This window comes from Cellvibrio chitinivorans, from assembly GCF_035117775.1.
Classification (GTDB): Bacteria; Pseudomonadota; Gammaproteobacteria; order Pseudomonadales; family Cellvibrionaceae; genus Cellvibrio; species Cellvibrio chitinivorans.
In genome coordinates this window covers 1368451-1389363 of the sequence record NZ_JAYKKN010000001.1, presented here as the reverse complement: position 1 = coordinate 1389363, position 20913 = coordinate 1368451, and the positions used below count along the sequence as shown (strand labels likewise).

Sequence of the window (20913 nt, the reverse complement as noted above, 5' to 3'; positions counted from 1 at the left end):
ATCAATATGAGAAATTAAACATGAAATATTTAATATTCATTTTATCGTTGGTAGCCGCAAGCAGCTGCTTTGCCGAAAGAAAATGCGAATACACCACTAAAAAGCTTAGCTTTCCAAACCCAACCTCAGCAGAGGTTGATAATATTTTTTGGCAAGACGCCGAAGACGGCTACGAAACCATTAAACGTCTTTACATCAGTTACAAAGATGGTTCAACCGCTGTAATCGAACACAAATTTTGTTCAATGTATAATTTTCAGATTGCTTACTACACAAAAGATAAAGAGTCACTTAAACAGCCGGATCAGGTTTATAGAAAAATGAAATCGCTATTTGGCTACGCATCTATAAAAGACGACACATTGAGAGACGCGATAGAGGTGTTCAACAAAAATTTGGTTGAAGAAGAATATGATTACGAAAAAGAGTTTTTTACAAACCATGATGATTCAAATGAAAAAAGCCAAGGTGCAGAATTTCAACTTGAATATCTTCCAATAGAAGGCCCCGCACTCCATGAGGCTGCATTATTTATCTATATGGGCATAGGCGGAATGCACTAACTCCCCTCTCAATAACCAACAAAGGCGACCACGAGTCGCCTTTGTTTTATCTGTGAATACTCACCACGTAGGTACGATTAGCGCAGCGTAATCGTACGCATGCCCCCCCACAGTTAAAGCAACCGCTTATCCTCACGCTGCAAACACCACACCGCCCCCTCCGCAAATGTCGCATGTTTCAACATTTTTCATCCTTTAGTCATTTCCCTATGGCGCCCAAGTCATCTGCATGCTTATTATTGCCCCAATAATGCCAACTGGATCACAACAGGAACCCGAAAACACCAATGGCGAGCATCATGGAAACTCAGGAAGAAGATAAAGCCAACGGCAATGCCGCTTATAAATCCTTTCTAATTTCCTCGCTCTAAAAAATAAAAGCCACCGTGTGTTTTTTATTTTCCATTTCAAAAAGACAAATCACTCGAAAGTATTTATACGAAGGCTGCTTGTGAAGCGTGACCGTCAATAATGACAAGAGAATTTTTAGTGCGGACGTTTAATTTTACCCTGATCCAATATATCGAAGGAAAAAAGCTATGCATTTAATTAGTGAAATGGAAATAATTAACTTCAAGTCTTGTAAAAATTTAAAAATAAAATTAGAAGGATTTTCACCTCTTGTTGGATATAACAACGCAGGCAAGACAAACATTCTCAAGGCAATAGACGCGCTAGTAAAAGGGAAAGCTATCGGCGAGGATGGCTTTAATGACATTACACAGCCATTGATAATAAGGGCTGAGCTAACAGGTCTCAATGATGAGGTTTTGTCTCACCTGTCTGCGCCTCAAAGATCGAGCTTGCAGCCCTACATCGAAAATGACTGTATTCACATCCAATTTAAGCAAGATGGTTTAGGAAAAACTGCTTTAACACTTGGAGTTAGGGCTCCTAGCGATCAATATGGTGAGTGGGTTAACCCAAATGGCATACCTCAGGCTATTTCTACACTATTCCCTGAACCCACTTTTATAAATTCGATGGAGGATGCAGCCGAGGATGTTTCCAAATTCAAGGCAGGCAATACTATTGGGAAATTAATATCCAACTTACAAAAAGAAATTTTGAAAACAAAGCTAGAAGAGCTTTCTACTGCATTGTCTGCTGTTGGTAAAAAATTAAATCTAAATGGTAGTGAACGCCTTCAAGAGTTGTCTGATTTTGATGGTGCCATTAACGCTAAAATAGGTGATTTTTTTCCTGGCATTGAATTGCATGTTGATATACCCACCCCCGAAATTTCAGATCTTTTTAAACAAGGTACGATCAAAGTTTCAGAGAGAGGAAACTCTAACACACGTGACTTTAGCAGCATGGGACACGGAGCACAGCGTGCGATTCAAATGACATTGATTCGGCATTTGTCAGAAATCACCAAAGATATCACCAAAGAAGGAAAAACTAATCTATTGCTAATCGATGAACCTGAGCTATTTCTTCACCCGCAAGCTATCGAGCAAATAAGATCATCGCTAAAAATTCTTGCTAAAAAAGGCTATCAAGTAATATTTTCTACGCACTCACCTTTTATGATTGAACCAGAAGATATCCCCATAACAAATATTGTGCGAAAACACGACGAGGGAACGAAAGTTGAAGCAAGATTGACTGACGCAATAGAAACAGTACTTGGTGATCATGACGCACAAGCAAGATTGCTATTCGATACATACAATCTCGGACAAATATTGTTCTCTGATATGGTTTTAATTGCAGAAGGCGATACAGAAAAGCACGTATTACCATCCCTGTTTAAAGCAATCAGTGGAAAATCCCTCGGGGAATCAAGACTTGCTTTGGTAATTGCTACGGGAGCAGGAAATATTCCTGGCATGCTAAATATACTAAAGGAGATGAAGATACCCGCTAAAGCGTTGGCAGACCTTGACTTTGCATTCACCGCAGCAAAAAAACAAAATTTGATTGCCGTTGATAACGAAGATATAAATGCATGTTTGGATATTATTGCAAAAATGCAACCAACCCACGGATTTGAATTACAGGGACGCCTACCCAAAAATTCATCAAGCCATCGAGCATCAGACATATATGAGCTACTTGCTGGCGAGAGCGACGCATTAAATCATCTATGCACGATCCGCGATGAATTAAAAACCAAGTCGATTTGGATTTGGTCAGCGGGAGCAATTGAGCCACACTTATGTCTCGAAGCTAAAACTACAGGTGAATGGTTCAAATTCAAACAAAAACTCGCTGTAGACCGCGTTGAGGATGTCGTCCATGATTTGGTTTACATAACTGATTTCGTGAACTGGTGCCAAGAGCCCTAATTATTCTTTCTAATTAATTGAGCAGCACGTAGGTACGATTAGCGCAGCGTAATCGTACGCATGAAAAATCAATCATCAGGAGGCAAGGAAATGCCCAATTATCGCCGCTTACAAATACCAGGCTCCACTTGGTTTTTTACCGTCAATTTACTACAGCGACACAATAACAATTTATTGATAGAGGAAATGCCGCTTTTAAAAGATTGTATTAAAAAGGTTCATCGCACTCGTCCGTTTGAGATCATCGCATGGGTGGTTTTACCTGATCACATGCATTGCCTTTGGCGACTCCCAGAGGGTGACACTGACTACGCCACTCGCTGGCGATTGATAAAGTCGCATTTTTCCAAAAACATTCCCCCAAAAGAAAATCGATCTCTCGTGCGAATTAAAAATGGCGAACGCGGCATTTGGCAGAGACATTACTGGGAGCATTGGATACGTGACGAACATGATTTTAAGCAACATTTTGATTACATCCATCGCAACCCTGTAAAGCACAAATTGGTCAACCGTGTTGTTGACTGGCCTTACTCAACATTTCACAAATATGTAAAGGCAGGGATTTATCCCGAAAATTGGTGTGGGGATGACGGCGTTAAAATTGAGATGGGAGAATAGATGCGTATGATTACGTGTGCGTTTATGCGTACGATTACGCTGCGCTAATCGTACCTACTTGAATATCTTGCAGCGATAAAAAATCGAAAACCGAAAATAACAAAGGCGCCAATTGGCGCCTTTGTTGTTTCATCTTACAAAAAATCAATCCATTTTAAAAAATGTTGCGCGGTAGTGTTGCAACTCTGCGATGGAATCTTTGATGTCATCTAACGCTAAATGTGCGCCGGATTTTTTTACTCCGGCGATTACATCGGGGCGCCAGCGGCGGGCTAGTTCTTTTACGGTGCTTACATCTAAATTGCGGTAGTGAAAATAATCTTCCAATTTCGGCATGCCGCGCACTAAAAAGCGGCGGTCTTGGCAGATAGAATTTCCGCAGATAGGCGACTTACCTTTTGGTACCCATTGCTCCAAAAATTTAATGGTTTCGGCTTCTGCTTGTTCAATGCTGATTTGGCTTTCGCGTACGCGCTGGGTGAGGCCGGATTTGCCGTGTTGGTTGGTGTTCCAGTCGTCCATGTTGAGCATGATGCTGTCGGGTTGATGGATGGCGTATACGGGGCCTTCGGCGAGGATGTTGAGGTCGGCGTCGGTGACTATGGTGGCGATTTCGATAATCACGTCGGTATCCGGGTTGAGGCCGGTCATTTCCAGATCAATCCAGATCAGGTTGTTTTCATTTAGCATGGGTTTTTCCTCGGCAACATGGGTTTTTACTTCGTAAATGAGGCACAATTGCGCGCAGCTTAAAGTAATTATCCAGTCTAGCCAAACCAACCCGTCCAACCACCCCCACCGCAGGTTAAAGCATCCACGCATGTCTAAACGCAAACTCACCCGCCGCCAGCAGTGGCGTATTGAAAAGGTTCAGGAAGAGCGCACCGCGCGTGCAGCCAAACGCGATAAACAGGCCGATGCGCAGTTAAATGAGAGCGATTTGGGCGCGGAGCAATTGGGGCTGATCATTACCCACTTTGGTACTCAGGTAGTGGTTGAGGCGACTGAAGGTGAAAACGCCGGGCAACATCAGCGCTGCCATTTCCGCAGCAATCTGGGTTCGCTGGTGACGGGCGATAAAGTGGTTTGGCGGCCGGGCAACCCTATGGGTGTGGTGGTGGCGGTAATGCCGCGTGAGTCTGCCTTGCAGCGCCCCGATTCGCACGGCGATATGAAAACCGTGGCTGCCAATATCGACCGCATTATGATTGTGGTCGCGCCCTACCCTGAACCCCACGCCAATTTGATCGACCGCTATTTGGTCGCAGCTAATGCGATTGATATTGAGCCGGTGCTGGTGATTAACAAAATCGACCGCATCGATGTGAGTACACGCGCCAAAATTACCTATCTTGAGACTACTTATCGCAACTTAGGCTACAAGGTGCTTATGGTATCCACCAAGACCGACACAGGTTTGGATGAGCTGCGAGAGTATTTGACGCATTACACCAGCGTGTTTGTGGGGCAGTCGGGCGTGGGGAAATCATCGTTGGTGAATGCGCTTTTGCCAGAGTCGAATCTTCGTGTGGGCGATTTGTCTGCGCGTCAGGAGGGAACGCACACCACCACCAGCGCGACCCTGTTGCACTTTCCCGACGGCGGCCATTTGATCGACTCGCCCGGCATCCGCGAATTCGGTTTGTGGCATATGGATGAAGATGAAGTGCTGGAAGGGTTTATCGAGTTCAAACCGTTTATTGGTTACTGTAAATTTCGTGATTGTTCACATCGCCACGAGCCGGGCTGCGCGATTTTAAAAGCGCTGGCCGATGGTGATATCAGTGAGACACGCATGGATTCTTATCGGTATATTTTGCGCACGTTAAATGAAAATTGAATCCCTCCCCGGCCCTCCCTTTTTCAAAGGGAGGGAGTAATCACCCACTTTGAAAAAGGGGGTCGGCGCAGCCGGGGGGATTATTAATCGGTCACTACAGGAATAAGAAAATGGCATTACCTTTTGTCATCGAGCCGACGCAGCTGGCTGCGCTTTTGGCTCAACCCACGAGCAAATTATTGGTGATTGATATGTGCGCCGAGCAGACTTATCTGCAGGGGCATATCGACGGCGCGATTCATGTGCCGCCGCATAAAATCCTCAGCGGCCAACCGCCGGTGCCGGGCAAGATCGCGCCTATCGAGCAGTTGAATCGTGTATTTTCATTTTTGGGTTTAACCCCCGACACTCATGTTGTGGTGTACGACGATGAAGGCGGCGGCTGGGCTGGGCGGATGATCTGGACACTGGATGCCATAGGCCACAAACACTACTCCTATTTAAATGGCGGATTGCATGCATGGCTTGCCTCCGGCCAATCGCTCTCCAAAGAAATCCCCGTGCTTAGCCCCACGCAGGTGAACGCAAAAATCGACCCGCGTGTGGTGATCGAACTGACCGATATTCTGGGGGAGATGGATCGCGCTGACTTTCTGGTGTGGGATGCACGCAGCCCGGGCGAATACACTGGCGAGCGCATGACCGCGCAGAAAAACGGCCATATTCCCGGTGCGATCCACTGTGAATGGACCGACCTGATGGACCGCGACAATGCGTTGCGCATCCGCACTGATGCGCGCGAGTATTTGGCTTCGCTGGGCTTCACCACCGATAAAAAAATCATCACCCACTGCCAAAGCCACCATCGTTCCGGTTTTACCTATTTAGTGGGCAAAGCGGTCGGCCTGAATGTGCGCGGCTACCACGGTTCCTGGGCGGAATGGGGTAATCACCCCGAAACTCCTGTTGAACGCTAACTGGTTGAACGCTAAAGCACCGCTTTAAATACATCACCACAAGCCCGCTTTTGCGGGCTTTTTATTGCGTATTGGTCTATCAGGTAGTTTTACCTATTGCTAAATCGTTATTAAAAGTTGCCAGCTCACTCTCATCTGCTATCCTTCCCCCTGTGTGACATATGTCACAGTTAGACTGGCATTTACAGATCGTAAACCAGTTATAGCTGTACTTATAAGTAATTGGCGCTTGGGGCTAGATTGTCGCCAACGACTGAAAAATTCGAATCAACGAAGGAAATTCTCATGAAAAAAACGCTCTTGAGTGTCGCGCTGGTTAGTGCATCACTGCCAGTTGTGGCAGACCAGTTTCACGGCAGTTTGTCAGGTGTGTCGGGCGCAGCCTACTCCACCGGCAACTACTCCGAAGGTGTATTGCTCAACCCAAGTTTGGGCGCTGCTTACAACCCCGAAAAAGACGACTTTGCCCTGTTGCTGGGCGCAGGCGCGCTCTACAACGATAAAGACGATTTGATCGATCAAGCCGATGAGCTGGTTGACCTGTTTGATGACATCGACAGCTCCAGTACCCTGAGCCAAGACCAAGCAGAGGAATTGAAAGAGCGACTGGAAGCGATTGATGGCGACCTGACTGTGGCGACCCTTGGCGCAAACATGGTGCTCTCTATTCCAACCGATTTGGTATCTGTGGCGTTTATCGCCAGCGCGCATGGCAACCTGCTCCTGAGCCCTGATATCGCCCAAAGCGATATCGATTTGATCGATGATTATTTGAATCAAGACCCATCCAATCTGGAAGACGACCTGGACTCAACTATCACCGGTAAAGGCGCTGTAGCCACCGAGATTGGTGTGTCTTTCTCAAAAGCGTTTAAGTTGGAAGGTGGCAATCACTTGTTGGTGGGCTTCAAACCGAAAAAACTGGAAGTTGAAAGCATTATCTACACATCAAAAGTTGCAGACTTTGATGAAGATGACTTCGATGCGGATGACTACACCCACAAAGAAGACATGATGAACTACGACCTGGGCTTGACCTATATCGCTGGCAACATGCGTTACGGTTTTGTGGCTAACAACCTGCAAGAGAAAGACTTCAAGACCATTGATGCCGATGAAACTATTTCAATCGAGCGTCAATTTATTACCTCTGTGGGTTATGTGAACGGCAACCTCAAAGCAGAAGTGTCTTATGACCTGAACCCGATTGAAGCCATCGGCCTCAACCAAGACACTCAAATGCTGCGTGCCGGCGTTGAGTACAGCGCTTGGGATTGGATTCGCTTGCGCGCAGGCTATGCCAAAGACCAGAAAGATACCTTTGATAAGACCTATTCATTTGGTGTAGGTGTTGGCGCACTCAATCTGGCGTACATCACCGGCTCAAACGAAACTGAAGGTTTTGCTCTGAGCGGCGGCCTGCGCTTCTAATCGCGTCGGCCTCTAAGCTGCAAATGAAAACGCCCCGGCAGATACGCATCTGCCGGGGCGTTTTCAATATCAGACTAAATGATTAGTTGGTGCGACGGCGAATAGCGCCCAAGCCCATCAAACCCAAACCAATCAATAACAGCATGGATGGCTCGGATACCACGACAACAGGCGGAGTAAAGCCGTACACATCCTGTAAATTGCCCGAGATGCCCGCCCCCAAAAAGCGTACGCCATCCAAATTCAAACCATCACCCAATTGCATATAGGCATCAGGTGAAATGTAGGTGCCCTGCATTGAACCGGCGGCTACGTTTACATGGCCGTTAGTCAAAGCGCCATGCATGTTAAACAGTACGTTCTCGGCACTCAGACCATCGAGAATAATGGACGCGCCGCCACCCAGCATAAAGCCGTAGTAATCGACATTGATGATAAATACATCGTCAGCATCGCCACTCAAGGTCAGACTGTTGCCCGCACTTAAATTCAAGCCGAGGATGTTAAATACCGACAAATTACCTTGGCTGGTAAAGGTCTGGGTAGAGGCAATATAACCGGCATTCACACCGCTCAATGCTTTGGCAGCAAGCGATGCGGATTTGACATCGCTATAGAGCGAATCCCAAAAAGCGGCTCCCTGTACACTCGCATCACCTTCAATAGATGAACCCGGGTTTTGCGTAAGCGAGCCAAAATCGGCATCGCCGTAGACTACTGCGCCATGCGCCATATTCAGTGAGTTGCGCGCGCCTACATCGCCGTAGATGTATGCCTCGGAACCCAAGATCAAATCGCCATACATAGGCTGACCGTGGTGTATGTTTGTCCCTGTTGCCAGCAAGGTGTAATTGCCCGCGTTGTCTAAATCTACCGGCAGCGCCATAGCCGCACCCGAGGTTAATGCACAAGCCAGTAATACCGATTTACATAATTGATTGATCACACAAACACCCTTGGTTGATTTGACCGCTTACGTCTTTTTGTTGGTTTTGACCGAATACCACATTTATAAGATTTGTATGTAACAGCTTTTCTTTTAATACACATATGCCATTACAGTGACGCTAAAATCAGCAATTCTTACGCCAGAATCAAAACATCGAACAAAAACAAAGACTTGAACCAGATCACAAAAAACCGGGCGATTGAATCTGTAAAACTTATCGACAACGTTGTCTAGGGGCTTATAAAAAAGCCGGAGGTGAGTCCGGCCAATTAACCATCTGATGCACAACCTACAAAGGTCGAAGCATTTCTTCGTAAAACTTGATGACCTCATCCGGTACACTGTTGTCAAAATCACCTAATCCTAATTGAGTCCGGCGCTGCTGCAAGTCATCGTAAATTTCTTGGGCTCGCTTTTGAATTTGACTCTTATCAAAGTCAGTAAGATCCATAGGGTAGCGATTCAATAGTGAATCACTATAAGAAATATTCCCCCACCAATCACCTCTCAACTGTGCGGCTTCGTAGTAAGCAAGCGATTCCATTACATAGGGCTTTCTGTCTTCTGCTGATTTATTTCGCACATCAAACTCAGTCTCCAAAGACAATCCGATTTCCGATAATGCACCTGTCGATCCATGAATAGCTGCATTCAAAAGAATGCCATTGCTTGCAGCGATGTTGTCCGCTTTTTTAGCAAGTAAATGCATAGCGCGGATATCACCTTGAGCACTTAACGTTTGCAGGGTTGCTAAATCGTAATTTTGATAGTCATTCTTTTCATCCGGCCCACGAAAACTGTAAATACCACGAGATTCAAACCAACCTATTATTTTTTCTCTATTAGCCTCATCCCCCATAGGGCTCCAACTCTCTGTAGCCGCAACTTTTTTATCATTAGAAATCGCGCTTTGCTGTACTGCTGACACAGATTTCTCATGATTAACTTTTGAGTCACTTGTTTTATCCACTGAATTATTTTGTGGCTCATGTTTAAAACTACTAAATGAAATCGGCACAAAACCATTGTAAAAAGCCAACCCCAACAGAATTAAAAAAACTGTAAAAACAGCCAGTTTGATCTTTTTAAGTCTCTTTTCCAGAAACATTATTTACTCCTATAGATATCAACAGGCTTGAGAGCCACAAGCCTGTTGACAACTTTTTTGTTAGTTGACATCAACGTCACATCGACTAACAGAAGCATCTCTAGTTTGCCCCTCTCGACCGGCAAGCTGGGCTAGGTGTTATCAAAACGATGAGGGCATTTTCTAACCCCTTTTCCCCCAGGAGTTTGACGCTGCCTCAAATGCCCGGCTTTTTTAATGCCAGCGAATAGGTCTCAGTCATTTTTTTCGAAAATAACCTCCTGACTTTCAAAAAACTTTTTAACAGAATCTGGCACTGAATTATCAAAAGCCCCCAATCCCAGTTCTTCTCGTTTCAGCTGCAAACTCTCGTAAATTTCCTTACCTTTCTGTTTCACCATCAATTGCTCTTCTGGTGATAATTCTATTTGGTAAGTTTCTTTGAACACCCTGGCATCATTTATGTTCGGATACCTATTGCCTCGATAAGAAGCAGCATCATATCTAGCCAATACCTCTATAGCAGCAATGCGTCTTTCAGAATTGGAGAGGTTTGGGGAGCCGAACACGCGGGCATCGTGGATTAGCGCTAGATCAGCAAGGGCTTTAGAAGCCCCCTGAATAGCAGCCATCCATAGATACCCTTCAGCCGCATTGAATCCATAACCTTCACGCATGAAATGGTCGCTATCCAGACTGATTTCAGCTAATTGATGTAGTGCTCGAATATCACCGCCACTCCCTAATTCCCGGAGTGTTTGCTCAGGGTAACTTTGATATTCAGAGTCGACCTCACCAAATAGTTCACCATGAGTAGAAAACCATGCCTTCACCTCGGCAGTTTCAGCAGGTGTCCCCATAAATCCACTCAATGTAGCTTCTTTGTTATCAACCGAAGGAAAAACCCTGGGACCTTCAGCTTCCGCCAATACCAATGCTTTAGCATCTTCTTTTATGTGGGTGTTATCTTTTTTGATTGCTAGCTCAGAAAACTCAGAACGCTTTGCAATAAACCAATACACACCAATACAGCACCCAACCAATATTAAAAAGATAAAAGATTTACTCTTGAATAATTGCACGATTGATTCCTTATCCCAGCTTAATTATTTGCACTGATTGACATAGTTAATATTAGGAGAGGGGACAGGATCAGGAATCGTGCGACAACTTACTATCAGCTGACAGACACGCTGGTAGTAGTAAGCACCAGAATTGTGATACGACAATGGGCAGATTTCACCCGACACATAACAAATTTCGCGGGCGCTTAATGTTGTCAACGAGCTCACTGAGAGTAAAACTATCGAGCCACAAATGTTAAATCCTAAATTTTTATAAAATTTCTTCACGCTGTAGATCCTTTATTTCTTAATTAGATATTTTTTGCCCTCTCCTTGAGGGGAGCGAATGATACCGGTTACATAAAAGCTATTTCAACCTTTAAGCCTGCTGGCATCCAATCCCCTATCAGCCTACAATTCCCACCCATATTTTTATTCGGCTGTTGCGGCCAGAGCGCTATGAGTTCATCCCTGATTCCTGAACGTCCACTGCTGGTTTCCCCTTCCCTTGCGGCCACTATCGGGCTGGAAGAGGCGTGCATGTTGTCGATTTTGGGGGATATGGCGTCTTACCTGCCGCTCACGCCAGCGAACGGCAGACAGTGGCTGGACGTAGATGCCAGTTGGGTGAATCGCCTTATGCCCTTTTGGGGCGATATGGACATACAGCGCATCAGCCGCAGCCTGAAAGATAAGGGCATTATTCTGCTGGTGTCCGCGCCTTATACCGAGAGCCAACGGTTAACGCTGGCGTTTGATGAGGTCGTGCCGCAAGCGCAAGCCCCATTACAACCAGAACCAATTGCAGCGTCGATCAATACCAATTCAGCTAATACCGGCGCGACCCTGATATCGCCCCACTGGCAGCCGGATCAGGAATTGCTGCGCCAAATTGCCCAATACAATATCCCCACCGATTTTGTGCGCTTGCAGGTGCCGGAGTTTGTGACCTACTGGCGCGAGCGCGGCGAGAGCAATCACTCTTGGGGCGCGAAGTTTTTAAAAGATTTGCTCCATAAATGGCGTCACCACGAAACCCAAATCGCACGCCAACAACGTGAAGATAATGAACGCCAAGCGCGCGACCGCGATACCGAGTTTTTAAATCGCGATTTGGAAACTGCGATGCACAGCGGCTGGCGCCCGAGCCGCGATGCACTGGAAGTGTTGGTAAAACATGCCGGTATTAGCCTTGCGTTCGTGGAGGATTCAATTCCTGAGTTTGTGGTCTATTGGCAGGAGCGCGGCGATGTTGGCCGCACCTGGAACAGCAAATTTATCCAACACGTAAAACGCCAGTGGCTGCGCTACAACTCGGCACTGGAACACGACACCGAGCCCAAACGCATTCCCGACAATTGGCAGCCAAGTAGAGATGTTTACGATGTACTTAAGCTCGCCAATATCGATTTGAAATTTGCGCAGCAACAGGTCGCGGAATTTGTGTTGTACTGGCGCGACAGCAATCAATTAATGGCCAGCTGGAATACCAAATTTTTGCAGCACGTAAAATTTCACTGGGCTAAACAACACGCATTAACTACCGTCAATTCGCAGCAGGTTAACCAGCATGCAGGACAGCAATTCAATAATCCAACAGGTCGCACAAGAGATAGCAGCCTCGCAGAACAGCTCAACGACCGCAGCTGGGCAAGCTGATCAGAGCTACAAACAAGGCAGCTCCCAGCAAGAGCGATCCGTACCGGGCGATGCGCATATCGATGCAATCAATCAGGTATTTGCGCTCTTTCGTGTGAATTATCACAACCAGTATTACAGCGCATTTAAAGATAACGAGCTGCTTAATCAAGCGCGTCGCTTATGGCTAAATTCGCTCGCACAATTTGCGCCGGAAACTATTTTGCGCGGTGCGCGTAAAGTGATTGAAGAATCGGAATACTTGCCGACCTTGCATCGCATGATTCGCGCTTGCCAAGGTGAGCCGGAGAAATTCGGTTTGGTCGATGCGCATCAAGCTTATGTTGAAGCCTGCCGTGCGCCCAGCCCGAAAGCGGCGTATCAGTGGAGCCATGCGGCGGTGTATCACGCTGGCTGTGCGAGCGATTGGTTTTTTCTGTCGAGCAATAGCGAAAAAGTCGCCTTCCCGATTTTTGAACGCCATTATTTGAAATTGTGCGAGCGCGTGATGAACGGAATTGAATTGCCCGCACCTAATGTGCCGGCGCTACCTGAAACTATCGAACGCCCTTTGAGTAAAGAAGAAAACGCCAGACGCATGGAAGAGCTGCGCAAACAACTCGACATCTAATTGTTCATCTCTTTTTTGTTAATCGCCTGGTAAATCGTTTTATGAGTAAAAATGCTTCGCAATGGCTGCTGGGTTTCTTGCTGGTCGCCTTTCCTTTGGTAACCTTGGTGTTAGTGCTTGGACTTGCTAATTTACCTGTCAGTTTTTTTACGGCGGATACAGAACTTGCTACAGATGATCTCAGTAGCACAACCTTGCTGCCCGATTTTGCCGCTATAGATCAAACACCTGAACGCAAAGCGCAATTTCTATCAATGCTGCGCCCAATGATCGACGAAAAAAATACCAAGCTATTAAAATCCCGTGAACGCTTATTAAAAATAAAAGCCGAATGGGATGAAAAACAAAGCGTCAGCGGCGTTAACAAACGCAATCTGGAAAAACTGCGCGAGAAGTTTCACGTCACTTATGAAACCTATCCCGAGGATGACAAAGCTATCGAGATTTTATTGCTGCGCGTAGATGCGATTCCCCCCGCGATGGTCTTGGCGCAAGCAGCGGTAGAATCCGGCTGGGGCACTTCGCGCTTTGCTGAGGAGGCACACAACTTGTTTGGCCAGTGGTGCTACAAACCCGGCTGCGGCATAGTGCCAAACAGACGCGCGAGCGGCGCCAAACACGAGGTTAAGAAATTTAACAATGTAGAAGAATCGCTTACGGCATACTTCAACAATATCAACACCCACAATGCCTATCGCCCCTGGCGGCAACTGCGCGCACAATTGCGCGAAACGCCCGACCAGTTTACCGGCAAGGCGATGGTGGCAGAATTGGGCAAGTATTCCGGGCGCGGCAGTGTGTATATTGATGAGTTGCGCACCCTTATCCGCAGCAATAATCTGGAATAATTCAAGTTCAGATCGCGAATAATTAACTAACGTCAAATGGCAGGGAACTTTTATGTATAAACGATTAGCACTAGTCATGGGCGCCATCGCGGGTCTCAGCAGCCTGCACGCTCAAGCAGAAAACACGCTGAAGTTTCACGCATCCGGGCAAGCGGTTTATACACAAATCAAAACAGCAGGCGAGACGTTTTCACCTTCGCTGTTTCAGATCAAAGCGGACATCGAGTTTACTGATGGCCTGATGGATGGCATCGGCCTGCAAGGTATGATCGCCCTGCCCATCAGCGACGACAGCGCCAATGGTATGACTCTGGAGGTTGATCAACAGAGCGGCATCTACCTCACCCTCACCAATCCCAATACTGAACCAGACGACATCAAAATCAGCGTGTTACTCGGTTATGCATCTACCGATATCACCACCATTTCACCTAACCTGAATGATGAAAACACGGAAAGCTTTTCCGATTTCAGCTGGGGCTTTAGCTTGCAGGATCGGATTGTAGAAGGTCATCCGGTTTACTGGACGCTCGATTTCTTGCGCTACTATCGCGACGACAATCTGCGTGTTGATGGCCTTGGCTTTGGGGTGACCTATGCGTTCTAACACCAGTATTTATTCGCTCGCCTTGCTGATAGCGATGAGCGTAGCGGGGTTAAGCGGTTGTGGCGGCGGTTCCAGCAGTGATAGCGAACGCCTTGAGCAAACAGTTGATGCCAGCAAAAACGGCGTGGTAAGTGTTGCGCTGGCCGATAACAGCGGCTCGGTTCACATCAAAGGCAGCTTGCAATTTAATTTGATCGGCACCGACAAAGACGGCAACACTACCAATCTCAACAAAATGGCGAGCTGGAGACTGAGCGACGCCAGCCTCGGCACCATCAAAGATGGCTTGTTTACCGCTTCTGGCAAACTGGGCAGCCTGACGCTGAATGTATCCTACGCCGGGTTAACCGACACCCAGCCCATCACCCTGACCGACGCCAATCTCACCAGCATCACCGTTGAGCACAGCAGCGGCTCGGTCGATGTGTGCAAAAACACCAGCTTCACCGCCAAAGCACTGTTTAGCGACGGCATGTACTACGACTACCCAATCACTTGGGAGCTTGCGGATTCCGCAAGTGCAGAACGCGCAAGCTTTGCCGATGCAACCAAGCCCGACTTGAGCACCCGCAAAAGCGGTGTGATCAATGTAGTTGCTAAAGGGAAGGACAACAGCGACCTGACCGTCAGCTCACCCGCGTACCAATTTCAAATCGATAGCACTTTGACCAACCTTGCGATCACCTCCGACAAAGATGTGACAATGAGCCAAGGCCAAACTGCGACCGCGACAGTAACGGCGACTTACACTAACAACAGTACTGCCGCCATCACCGCCAACGCCTCACTGGAAAGTAGCGACACCAGTGTAATGACCGTGAATGCCAGCACCGGCCTGATTACCGCCGTCAGCGGCACCCTTCGCGGCACTGAAGTCGATCTCAATGCCAGCTGCGATGATATGCCCGCAACGCTGGTATTAACCATCACCAAACCCAAAATCAAATCCATGTCGATTGTTGGCCCCAATAGCACAGCAGCAACCGAAAGTTTGTCGGTTTCTATTGGCGGCAGCATTGATCCACGCATCAAAGTCAGCTTTGCCGACAGCGGTGTGAGCGATGAAATTTACGAAGGCACAGATGTTGAATGGATTATCGATGAAACCAACTCGCCCGATTACGATGAAAGTAAAATTACCATCGATGGCGCCAGTGGTTTAATTACTGTGGATGATGATTTGAGCTTGGTGCAGGATTTAATTCTCACCATTCAAGCGCGCATCAAAAAGGTGAACAACTCAACTGAAGTCGGCTCCGACGGCAACGAATTGCTCGACACCATCAAAGTCACTATTAAAGCTTGATAACTCAGCCGTCTAGTAACAGCACCTGGAAACAATGTGTTACTAGACACTATTGTAAAAACGCTCTTGTGCCGATGTTCTTATGAAAGACATTTCACAAGAGCGTTTTTTATTAATCGCGGTAAGCCCAACCTCCATTTTTATCAGTCACCAACCACTGTTGGGTGTACCAATAAAAACGACCTTTTTCTCCCGCATAAGCCGTGCAGTTATACCTAACCCGACCGGGTTTTAGCGGTTGTTTGGCTTGTGCCCACACTTGATTGCTGATAATTTCCACAGTAATTGCACCCTGCCCGGTGGCAAAACAATTTATTTTCTTCAGTAGATTTTCATCTTCCAGCGTTAATACTAACCAGGGTTTATTGCCTTCTTTCACTGTCAGATTTTTTTGCTGTGTATTTTTATCGCGATAAAACTCAACGCGTTTGGTTGGCATAGGTTTGGTATTGACCTTCATGATGAAATCATCCAATTCGGTAAAGCTGCCACCAAAAGGAAAACGTGACACCGCTTGTAAATCGCCATGTTCATAAAGTGCGCCCGACTGCTGTCCGAACGCGATATAGCCTAAGCGCTTGGCGATTTTCTGAATTTCAACATCATACTCACCAAAAGGGTAAGCCAGTATCTTGGGCGCGCTGCCGATTTCAGCTTCAATTTTTTCTTGCGCGCGAAAAATCTCAGCGGCGATACGTTTGCGCCACTGATCTTGCGATTCGTTTTGTTCGCGTCTTGGCAAGTGATTGTGCTGCGTAGTGTGATTCGCAATAGTCACACCCTGCTTTGACATCTCGCGCAGCTGATCCCAGCTAACAAACGTTTTTGATGTACCGACCGCATCGGTATTCACAAAAAAAGTAAACGGCCAGCCGCGTTTTTTCAAACGTGGATAAGCGGAGTCATAAACAGATGCATAGGAATCATCAAAACTGATTGCCACTGTTTTATCTGGCAAAGGTTCGCCTTTGCGCAGTTTTTCAGTCAACTCTAGCAGCGGCACGACATTGAAATTATTAGCAGCCAGATAATCCATTTGCGCTTCAAACTGCACAGGGCTGATGCTGGTGGACTTGGGAGTTTTATCGCTAACGTGGTGATACAAAATCACCACAGCGGCCTGCACTTTTATCGCCGCAAAAAAACTCAGCATCAAACTTGTGACGAAGATGGAAAATAGTTTTTGCATACTCTGCTTTATCACATCAAAAAAGATTATTGCTGCGCACGCAACTCAAACGGAAATTCAGCGGTTTTTTGATTGCGCGCAATACTGAATTCAATCGTTGCGGGGCGCTGGGAAATTAGCAATTCAACCTGAGTCACTCCAAGGTTGTTGAGCAGTTCAGCTGCTTGACTCACTACAGCGCCATTGTCATCCAGCGCCGTAATCGCCATCAACTCGGGAAAGCTGCCCTGAATATCAAATAGCAATCGACCCGCTTCCCAGCGCGCAAGAGTGAAGGATGATTCAGCACCGTTCCACTGCATTCCAAATTGAAATGGCAATGGAATCGCAATTGGATCAGCCGCCGCCAAAAACACCAGTTTTCCCCAAAACGCCACTACATCGCTCACACCTAAATCCTGACCGCGCAAATCCAATTGGCCGCGCAACCAAGGCTGTGCAGGATCAGGTTGATAGGTGCCATCAGCCCAAGTGCCACCCTGATAATCCAGCGCAATCGGCGCCTGATAATTTACCGAATGAATATTGCCCGCCGAATCTTCCACTTCGGTAATCAACAAACGCACCGCGCTGAGTTGACGGCTTAACGGATGATGGTTGCGCAGATAAATATCGGCCACTAGCGACATTTGCTGTGCATCAAAATTCAATTGATTTACCGCAATCAACGCAGGCCCGGCAACAATGGTTTGCTGTGGTGATTGATAGGGATATTGAACATCGGCTGGCGGAGAATCTTTTTGCAGCTCCGCAAGTGCAGTCGCAGTTAACATTTCCGGCGCTGGTTTGATTACCGAAAACGCTTGCTCAAGCGGTTGAATGCGGCCAAAACTAAAAGGATAAGTTTTCAGCTCCATTTTTTTAGCCAGAATAATTTCAACAGATTTCACATCGCCTTGCACATCAATGCGAGTGGTATTACCCGCGGCAAAAAAATTGGGGCCATGCATTTTGTTGCTTGTCGCAAGCACCTTACCTTCCGCATTTAATGCATTGACCTGCAGAAGCGCGCCCGTGTTTCCCGCGGACTGAAAATGCAAACGGTTTGATTCACTCGATAGAAAACGTAAGTTCAGGCCATGGGCGTTAATTAATTTCCCGGCAAAAGGCGCTTCAATTTTTATCCGTTCAATTTCAAGCGGTAGCTGATAAGTCAGCTCGCCTTTGATCGCACCAATGGCAGAAAGGTTAATTATTTTTGGCAGCACTATTTTTTTGGTGCCCTGAATGCCTACATAGGAATTTGGTTTTCCCTGTTCAAAATGAACGCCATCGTAAACTGCATCTATATTGGTTGGATGAGTAATGCCGCTAGGATCGCAACTACTGCCGCTTAATAACGACTTATCCTGATGATCAACAATATCAAGAATGCGCAATTGAATTGCGTCGCCGCCCTTACCCACATTGGGCAAATTAAAAGCATTCACATCCAGATTAATAGCAAAGCCATCCGCCGTTGATTCAATATTGTTAATAGCAAGTCCAAAAGGCCCAGTTGTAGTTTGCGCAGCAATCATCGGATTTAAATATTTATTGCTGGCAAAGCCTAATAAATCGGGAGCAGCTAACGACGAAAAATCACGCGGATTTTCCTCTACACGCATTTCGGTAGTAGGCGCAGGGCCATCGTTCATTGCAAAGGTTTTTGCCAAGAGCGAATTTGCCCACAGCTGTAATTGCGCATGGAATTGCTCGTCAAAATGAACTGATGCACGCAATTGCTGATCGGCAGTTGTAAGCTTCATGCGCTCATAAATCGGCAGGGTTTCTGGCCAATCTTGCACGATGGTATTTTTCGCTGTGGTGATGAGCTGTGTAATATTTTGTTCGGATGCAGTAATAAATTCCTGGTTAACGCCAGTCATCACCGCTGAAAACTCCAGCATGGGCGGTAACATACGCGGTGCAACACCAAGGTAAATACCCTTTACCATTGCGGCATCAACCGACAGTTTTGCCAGCGCCATAGACGTGGACGCTTCTGAAAACTGCGCAGGATTAAACAACGCAGCAGCAAACATTTGTTTTTCACTGATCGTTTGCCAATCTGACATATCCCGCTCTGCCGGAGCAGCCGCGCCCATACGCCCATGAAATGCGGCAACTCGCTCGGGCGCGCCCAACAAAATCCGATTCGGTTCAATGATGGCCATTACTACTGGTGTTTGTTCACAGGTATTTTCATCAAGCGATGAAAATACCAAGTGCTGTGGCGACTCCTCGTTAATCACATAATGCTGCTTCAACCAATTGCGAAATTCATCTGCATCAAACGAACCCGTCATCACCCACAAGGGTTGAGTTTGGTTATTAGCGTGATAGGCCGCTATCCACAGCTGATCAAGTTGTTGCGTAATGGCAAAACCGGATGACTCCAGTTTTTTCCAAAAATCTTTTTTCGGTTCAGGCAAATTATTCAAACCTGTTCCCGGTTGAAACGCATCTGGCAATTGTTGCAAGCGAGGCACATTAAAATGCGCAAGTGCAAACAGATTACCCGTTGCCAGTGCATTAACTGTTTGATCAGCAAATTCAGGTTTGTTGGCTGGCATCCACAGCGGTTTTTTCAACCACAGAATGGTTGATGCCGTGACTAATATCGCCAACAGAATAACCATCATTCCCCACAGGAATGATGATTTATGCCAGTTAACATCCGCTGCCTCTCCATCGGCAACAGCTTCTGTTTCTGTTTCTGTTTCTGTTTCTGTTTCTGTTTCTGTTTCTGGAAAAGTCTCGGCAACTTTTGTTTTGGCGGCTACTTCCGGCTGGCCACTTAAGACTTTTGTTTCTTCTTGTTTTAGTTCTGCTACTTGTTTAGCGATGGCCGGTTTGCTTGGCGATGTAGGTGGAGACACAACAACTGCTGGTGCTGGTGCTGGTGCTGGTGCTGGTGCTGGTGCTGGTGCTGGTGCTGGTGCTGGTGCTGGTGCTGGTGCTGGTGCTGGTGCTGGTGCTGGTGCTGGTGCTGGTGCTGGTGCTGGTGCTGGTGCTGCAGGAGCATTGATCTGTGCCTTTTCGCTTGCAACAACAGCCTCTTCAGGGGCGATAATTTTTCTAACTAAAAATTGACGCGGAGGTTCGTCGTCCTCATCATAATCATCAAGACTATGCAGTTCCAAATCCAATTCGATTTGATCAGCAATAGAATCAACATCAGGTGCTTTTATACTGATTGCGTCAAGGTATACGCCGGCATCTAAAAATGCTTCGCGCCAGGCTTCAACTTCAGCAGTATCCTCTACAATTTTTATCACGCTGGGGCGTTGCGACAAAAACACCAAGCGTACGGTCTTTGGCTTTAATTGCAGCAGCTGCGCCAAATTGCCCACGATCTGATCTTCATCAAACCCGGCGACAAATTGATGTTTGTAGATAAGCTTGTACACTCAGACTCCTTCACATTTCAGAGCTATGCTGCGATTTTATTAAAATTTTTTGCCGGTGCAGCAGACACTATAAGCATCCAAAACAATGAAGGCATGTTGCAAAGGCACTAGCACAAAACTGTGCGCAAGACGCACATTAGGAAAAGATTAAAACAATTAAAAATTATTCTTCTTGTACAAAACGCAAGCCAACGCCCGACGCCTCTACCCGCACCACTTCCAATTGCAGGATTGGTGCATCATCCATTAAGCCTTGCACCTGACCTGTAAGCAGGGTTCCAATGGGAGGAATTTGATCAGGCTCCAACACTACAAATACGCCACCATCGGAAATATCGCGCGTTTTCACCAAAATTTCGCCAATGGATTCGTGAGAAATTTTAATCCGGCAAGAAAAGGAAGTACGCACATGCTGACGTTGGTCTTTTGAGCTCATAAAAACTCCTTCATTGTTATGACCTGCAATCTTATATATGCCGTTTGCGCAATTAATAAAGGCGGAAAACCGCCTTTATTATGGGTGCTACTATCAAGTA

General features: G+C 46.7%; 18 protein-coding genes. 11 read left to right on the top strand and 7 right to left on the bottom strand.

What is annotated here, in order from left to right:
• The first annotated feature begins 20 nt into the window (after positions 1 to 20).
• From SPL68_RS05835 to SPL68_RS05825, 3 genes are all read left to right on the top strand, one after another.
• On the top strand, positions 21 to 563 hold the full coding sequence (locus tag SPL68_RS05835) for a hypothetical protein (RefSeq protein WP_323814136.1): 543 nt from the start codon (positions 21 to 23) through the stop codon (positions 561 to 563).
• Positions 564 to 1102: 539 nt separating this feature from the next.
• Positions 1103 to 2857: an ATP-dependent nuclease gene (locus tag SPL68_RS05830; protein WP_323814135.1), complete on the top strand. Its 1755-nt coding sequence runs from the start codon at positions 1103 to 1105 to the stop codon at positions 2855 to 2857.
• Between the two features lie 60 nt (positions 2858 to 2917).
• The gene (locus SPL68_RS05825) at positions 2918 to 3478 is read left to right on the top strand and encodes an REP-associated tyrosine transposase (protein WP_323814134.1); all 561 of its coding nucleotides are present in this window, start codon (positions 2918 to 2920) and stop codon (positions 3476 to 3478) included.
• A gap of 144 nt (positions 3479 to 3622) precedes the next feature.
• On the opposite strand, the gene orn is transcribed toward SPL68_RS05825, so the two are convergent.
• Positions 3623 to 4168, bottom strand: a complete 546-nt coding sequence (gene orn, locus SPL68_RS05820) for an oligoribonuclease (protein WP_323814133.1) — start codon at positions 4166 to 4168, stop codon at positions 3623 to 3625.
• Positions 4169 to 4298: 130 nt separating this feature from the next.
• On the opposite strand from orn, the gene rsgA reads away from it, so the two are divergent.
• The 3 genes from rsgA to traF all read left to right on the top strand — a co-directional run bounded on the left by rsgA (position 4299) and on the right by traF (position 7666).
• Positions 4299 to 5318, top strand: coding sequence for a small ribosomal subunit biogenesis GTPase RsgA (gene rsgA, locus SPL68_RS05815; protein WP_323814132.1), 1020 nt, complete (start codon positions 4299 to 4301; stop codon positions 5316 to 5318).
• 110 nt (positions 5319 to 5428) lie between these two features.
• Positions 5429 to 6235 (top strand): sulfurtransferase, encoded by an 807-nt coding sequence (locus SPL68_RS05810; protein WP_323814131.1) that lies wholly within the window; start codon positions 5429 to 5431, stop codon positions 6233 to 6235.
• A gap of 285 nt (positions 6236 to 6520) precedes the next feature.
• Entirely contained in the window at positions 6521 to 7666 is a 1146-nt protein-coding gene (gene traF, locus SPL68_RS05805) for a conjugal transfer protein TraF (RefSeq protein WP_323814130.1), read from the top strand.
• 82 nt (positions 7667 to 7748) lie between these two features.
• On the opposite strand, the gene SPL68_RS05800 is transcribed toward traF, so the two are convergent.
• The 3 genes from SPL68_RS05800 to SPL68_RS05790 form a co-directional block, all read right to left on the bottom strand.
• Positions 7749 to 8612 (bottom strand): PEP-CTERM sorting domain-containing protein, encoded by an 864-nt coding sequence (locus SPL68_RS05800; protein WP_323814129.1) that lies wholly within the window; start codon positions 8610 to 8612, stop codon positions 7749 to 7751.
• Between the two features lie 292 nt (positions 8613 to 8904).
• The gene (locus SPL68_RS05795) at positions 8905 to 9723 is read right to left on the bottom strand and encodes a hypothetical protein (protein ID WP_323814128.1); all 819 of its coding nucleotides are present in this window, start codon (positions 9721 to 9723) and stop codon (positions 8905 to 8907) included.
• Between the two features lie 233 nt (positions 9724 to 9956).
• Positions 9957 to 10784 (bottom strand): hypothetical protein, encoded by an 828-nt coding sequence (locus SPL68_RS05790; protein WP_323814127.1) that lies wholly within the window; start codon positions 10782 to 10784, stop codon positions 9957 to 9959.
• Positions 10785 to 11225: 441 nt separating this feature from the next.
• On the opposite strand from SPL68_RS05790, the gene SPL68_RS05785 reads away from it, so the two are divergent.
• Genes SPL68_RS05785 through SPL68_RS05765 form a run of 5 tightly spaced genes read left to right on the top strand, consistent with a single transcriptional unit; the run spans position 11226 to position 15796 of the window.
• Positions 11226 to 12425: a DnaT-like ssDNA-binding domain-containing protein gene (locus SPL68_RS05785; RefSeq protein WP_323814126.1), complete on the top strand. Its 1200-nt coding sequence runs from the start codon at positions 11226 to 11228 to the stop codon at positions 12423 to 12425.
• Positions 12337 to 13035: a replication protein P gene (locus SPL68_RS05780; RefSeq protein WP_323814125.1), complete on the top strand. Its 699-nt coding sequence runs from the start codon at positions 12337 to 12339 to the stop codon at positions 13033 to 13035. The genes SPL68_RS05785 and SPL68_RS05780 overlap by 89 nt, the downstream gene beginning before the upstream one ends.
• Before the next feature lie 41 nt (positions 13036 to 13076).
• Positions 13077 to 13883 carry a glucosaminidase domain-containing protein gene (locus tag SPL68_RS05775; protein ID WP_323814124.1) on the top strand — a complete coding sequence of 269 codons (807 nt, stop codon included), beginning with the start codon at positions 13077 to 13079 and terminating at the stop codon, positions 13881 to 13883.
• A 52-nt stretch (positions 13884 to 13935) separates the two neighbouring features.
• The gene (locus tag SPL68_RS05770) at positions 13936 to 14490 is read left to right on the top strand and encodes an outer membrane beta-barrel protein (RefSeq protein ID WP_323814123.1); all 555 of its coding nucleotides are present in this window, start codon (positions 13936 to 13938) and stop codon (positions 14488 to 14490) included.
• Positions 14480 to 15796, top strand: coding sequence for a hypothetical protein (locus SPL68_RS05765; RefSeq protein ID WP_323814122.1), 1317 nt, complete (start codon positions 14480 to 14482; stop codon positions 15794 to 15796). Before SPL68_RS05770 ends, SPL68_RS05765 begins: the two co-directional genes overlap by 11 nt.
• Positions 15797 to 15908: 112 nt before the next feature.
• Here SPL68_RS05765 and SPL68_RS05760 read toward each other — a convergent pair whose 3' ends face one another.
• The 3 genes from SPL68_RS05760 to SPL68_RS05750 form a co-directional block, all read right to left on the bottom strand.
• Positions 15909 to 16985 (bottom strand): polysaccharide deacetylase family protein, encoded by a 1077-nt coding sequence (locus tag SPL68_RS05760; RefSeq protein ID WP_323814121.1) that lies wholly within the window; start codon positions 16983 to 16985, stop codon positions 15909 to 15911.
• 26 nt (positions 16986 to 17011) lie between these two features.
• On the bottom strand, positions 17012 to 20377 hold the full coding sequence (locus tag SPL68_RS05755) for a hypothetical protein (RefSeq protein ID WP_323814120.1): 3366 nt from the start codon (positions 20375 to 20377) through the stop codon (positions 17012 to 17014).
• A gap of 163 nt (positions 20378 to 20540) precedes the next feature.
• Positions 20541 to 20813 (bottom strand): PilZ domain-containing protein, encoded by a 273-nt coding sequence (locus tag SPL68_RS05750; RefSeq protein WP_323814119.1) that lies wholly within the window; start codon positions 20811 to 20813, stop codon positions 20541 to 20543.
• Positions 20814 to 20913 lie beyond the last annotated feature (100 nt).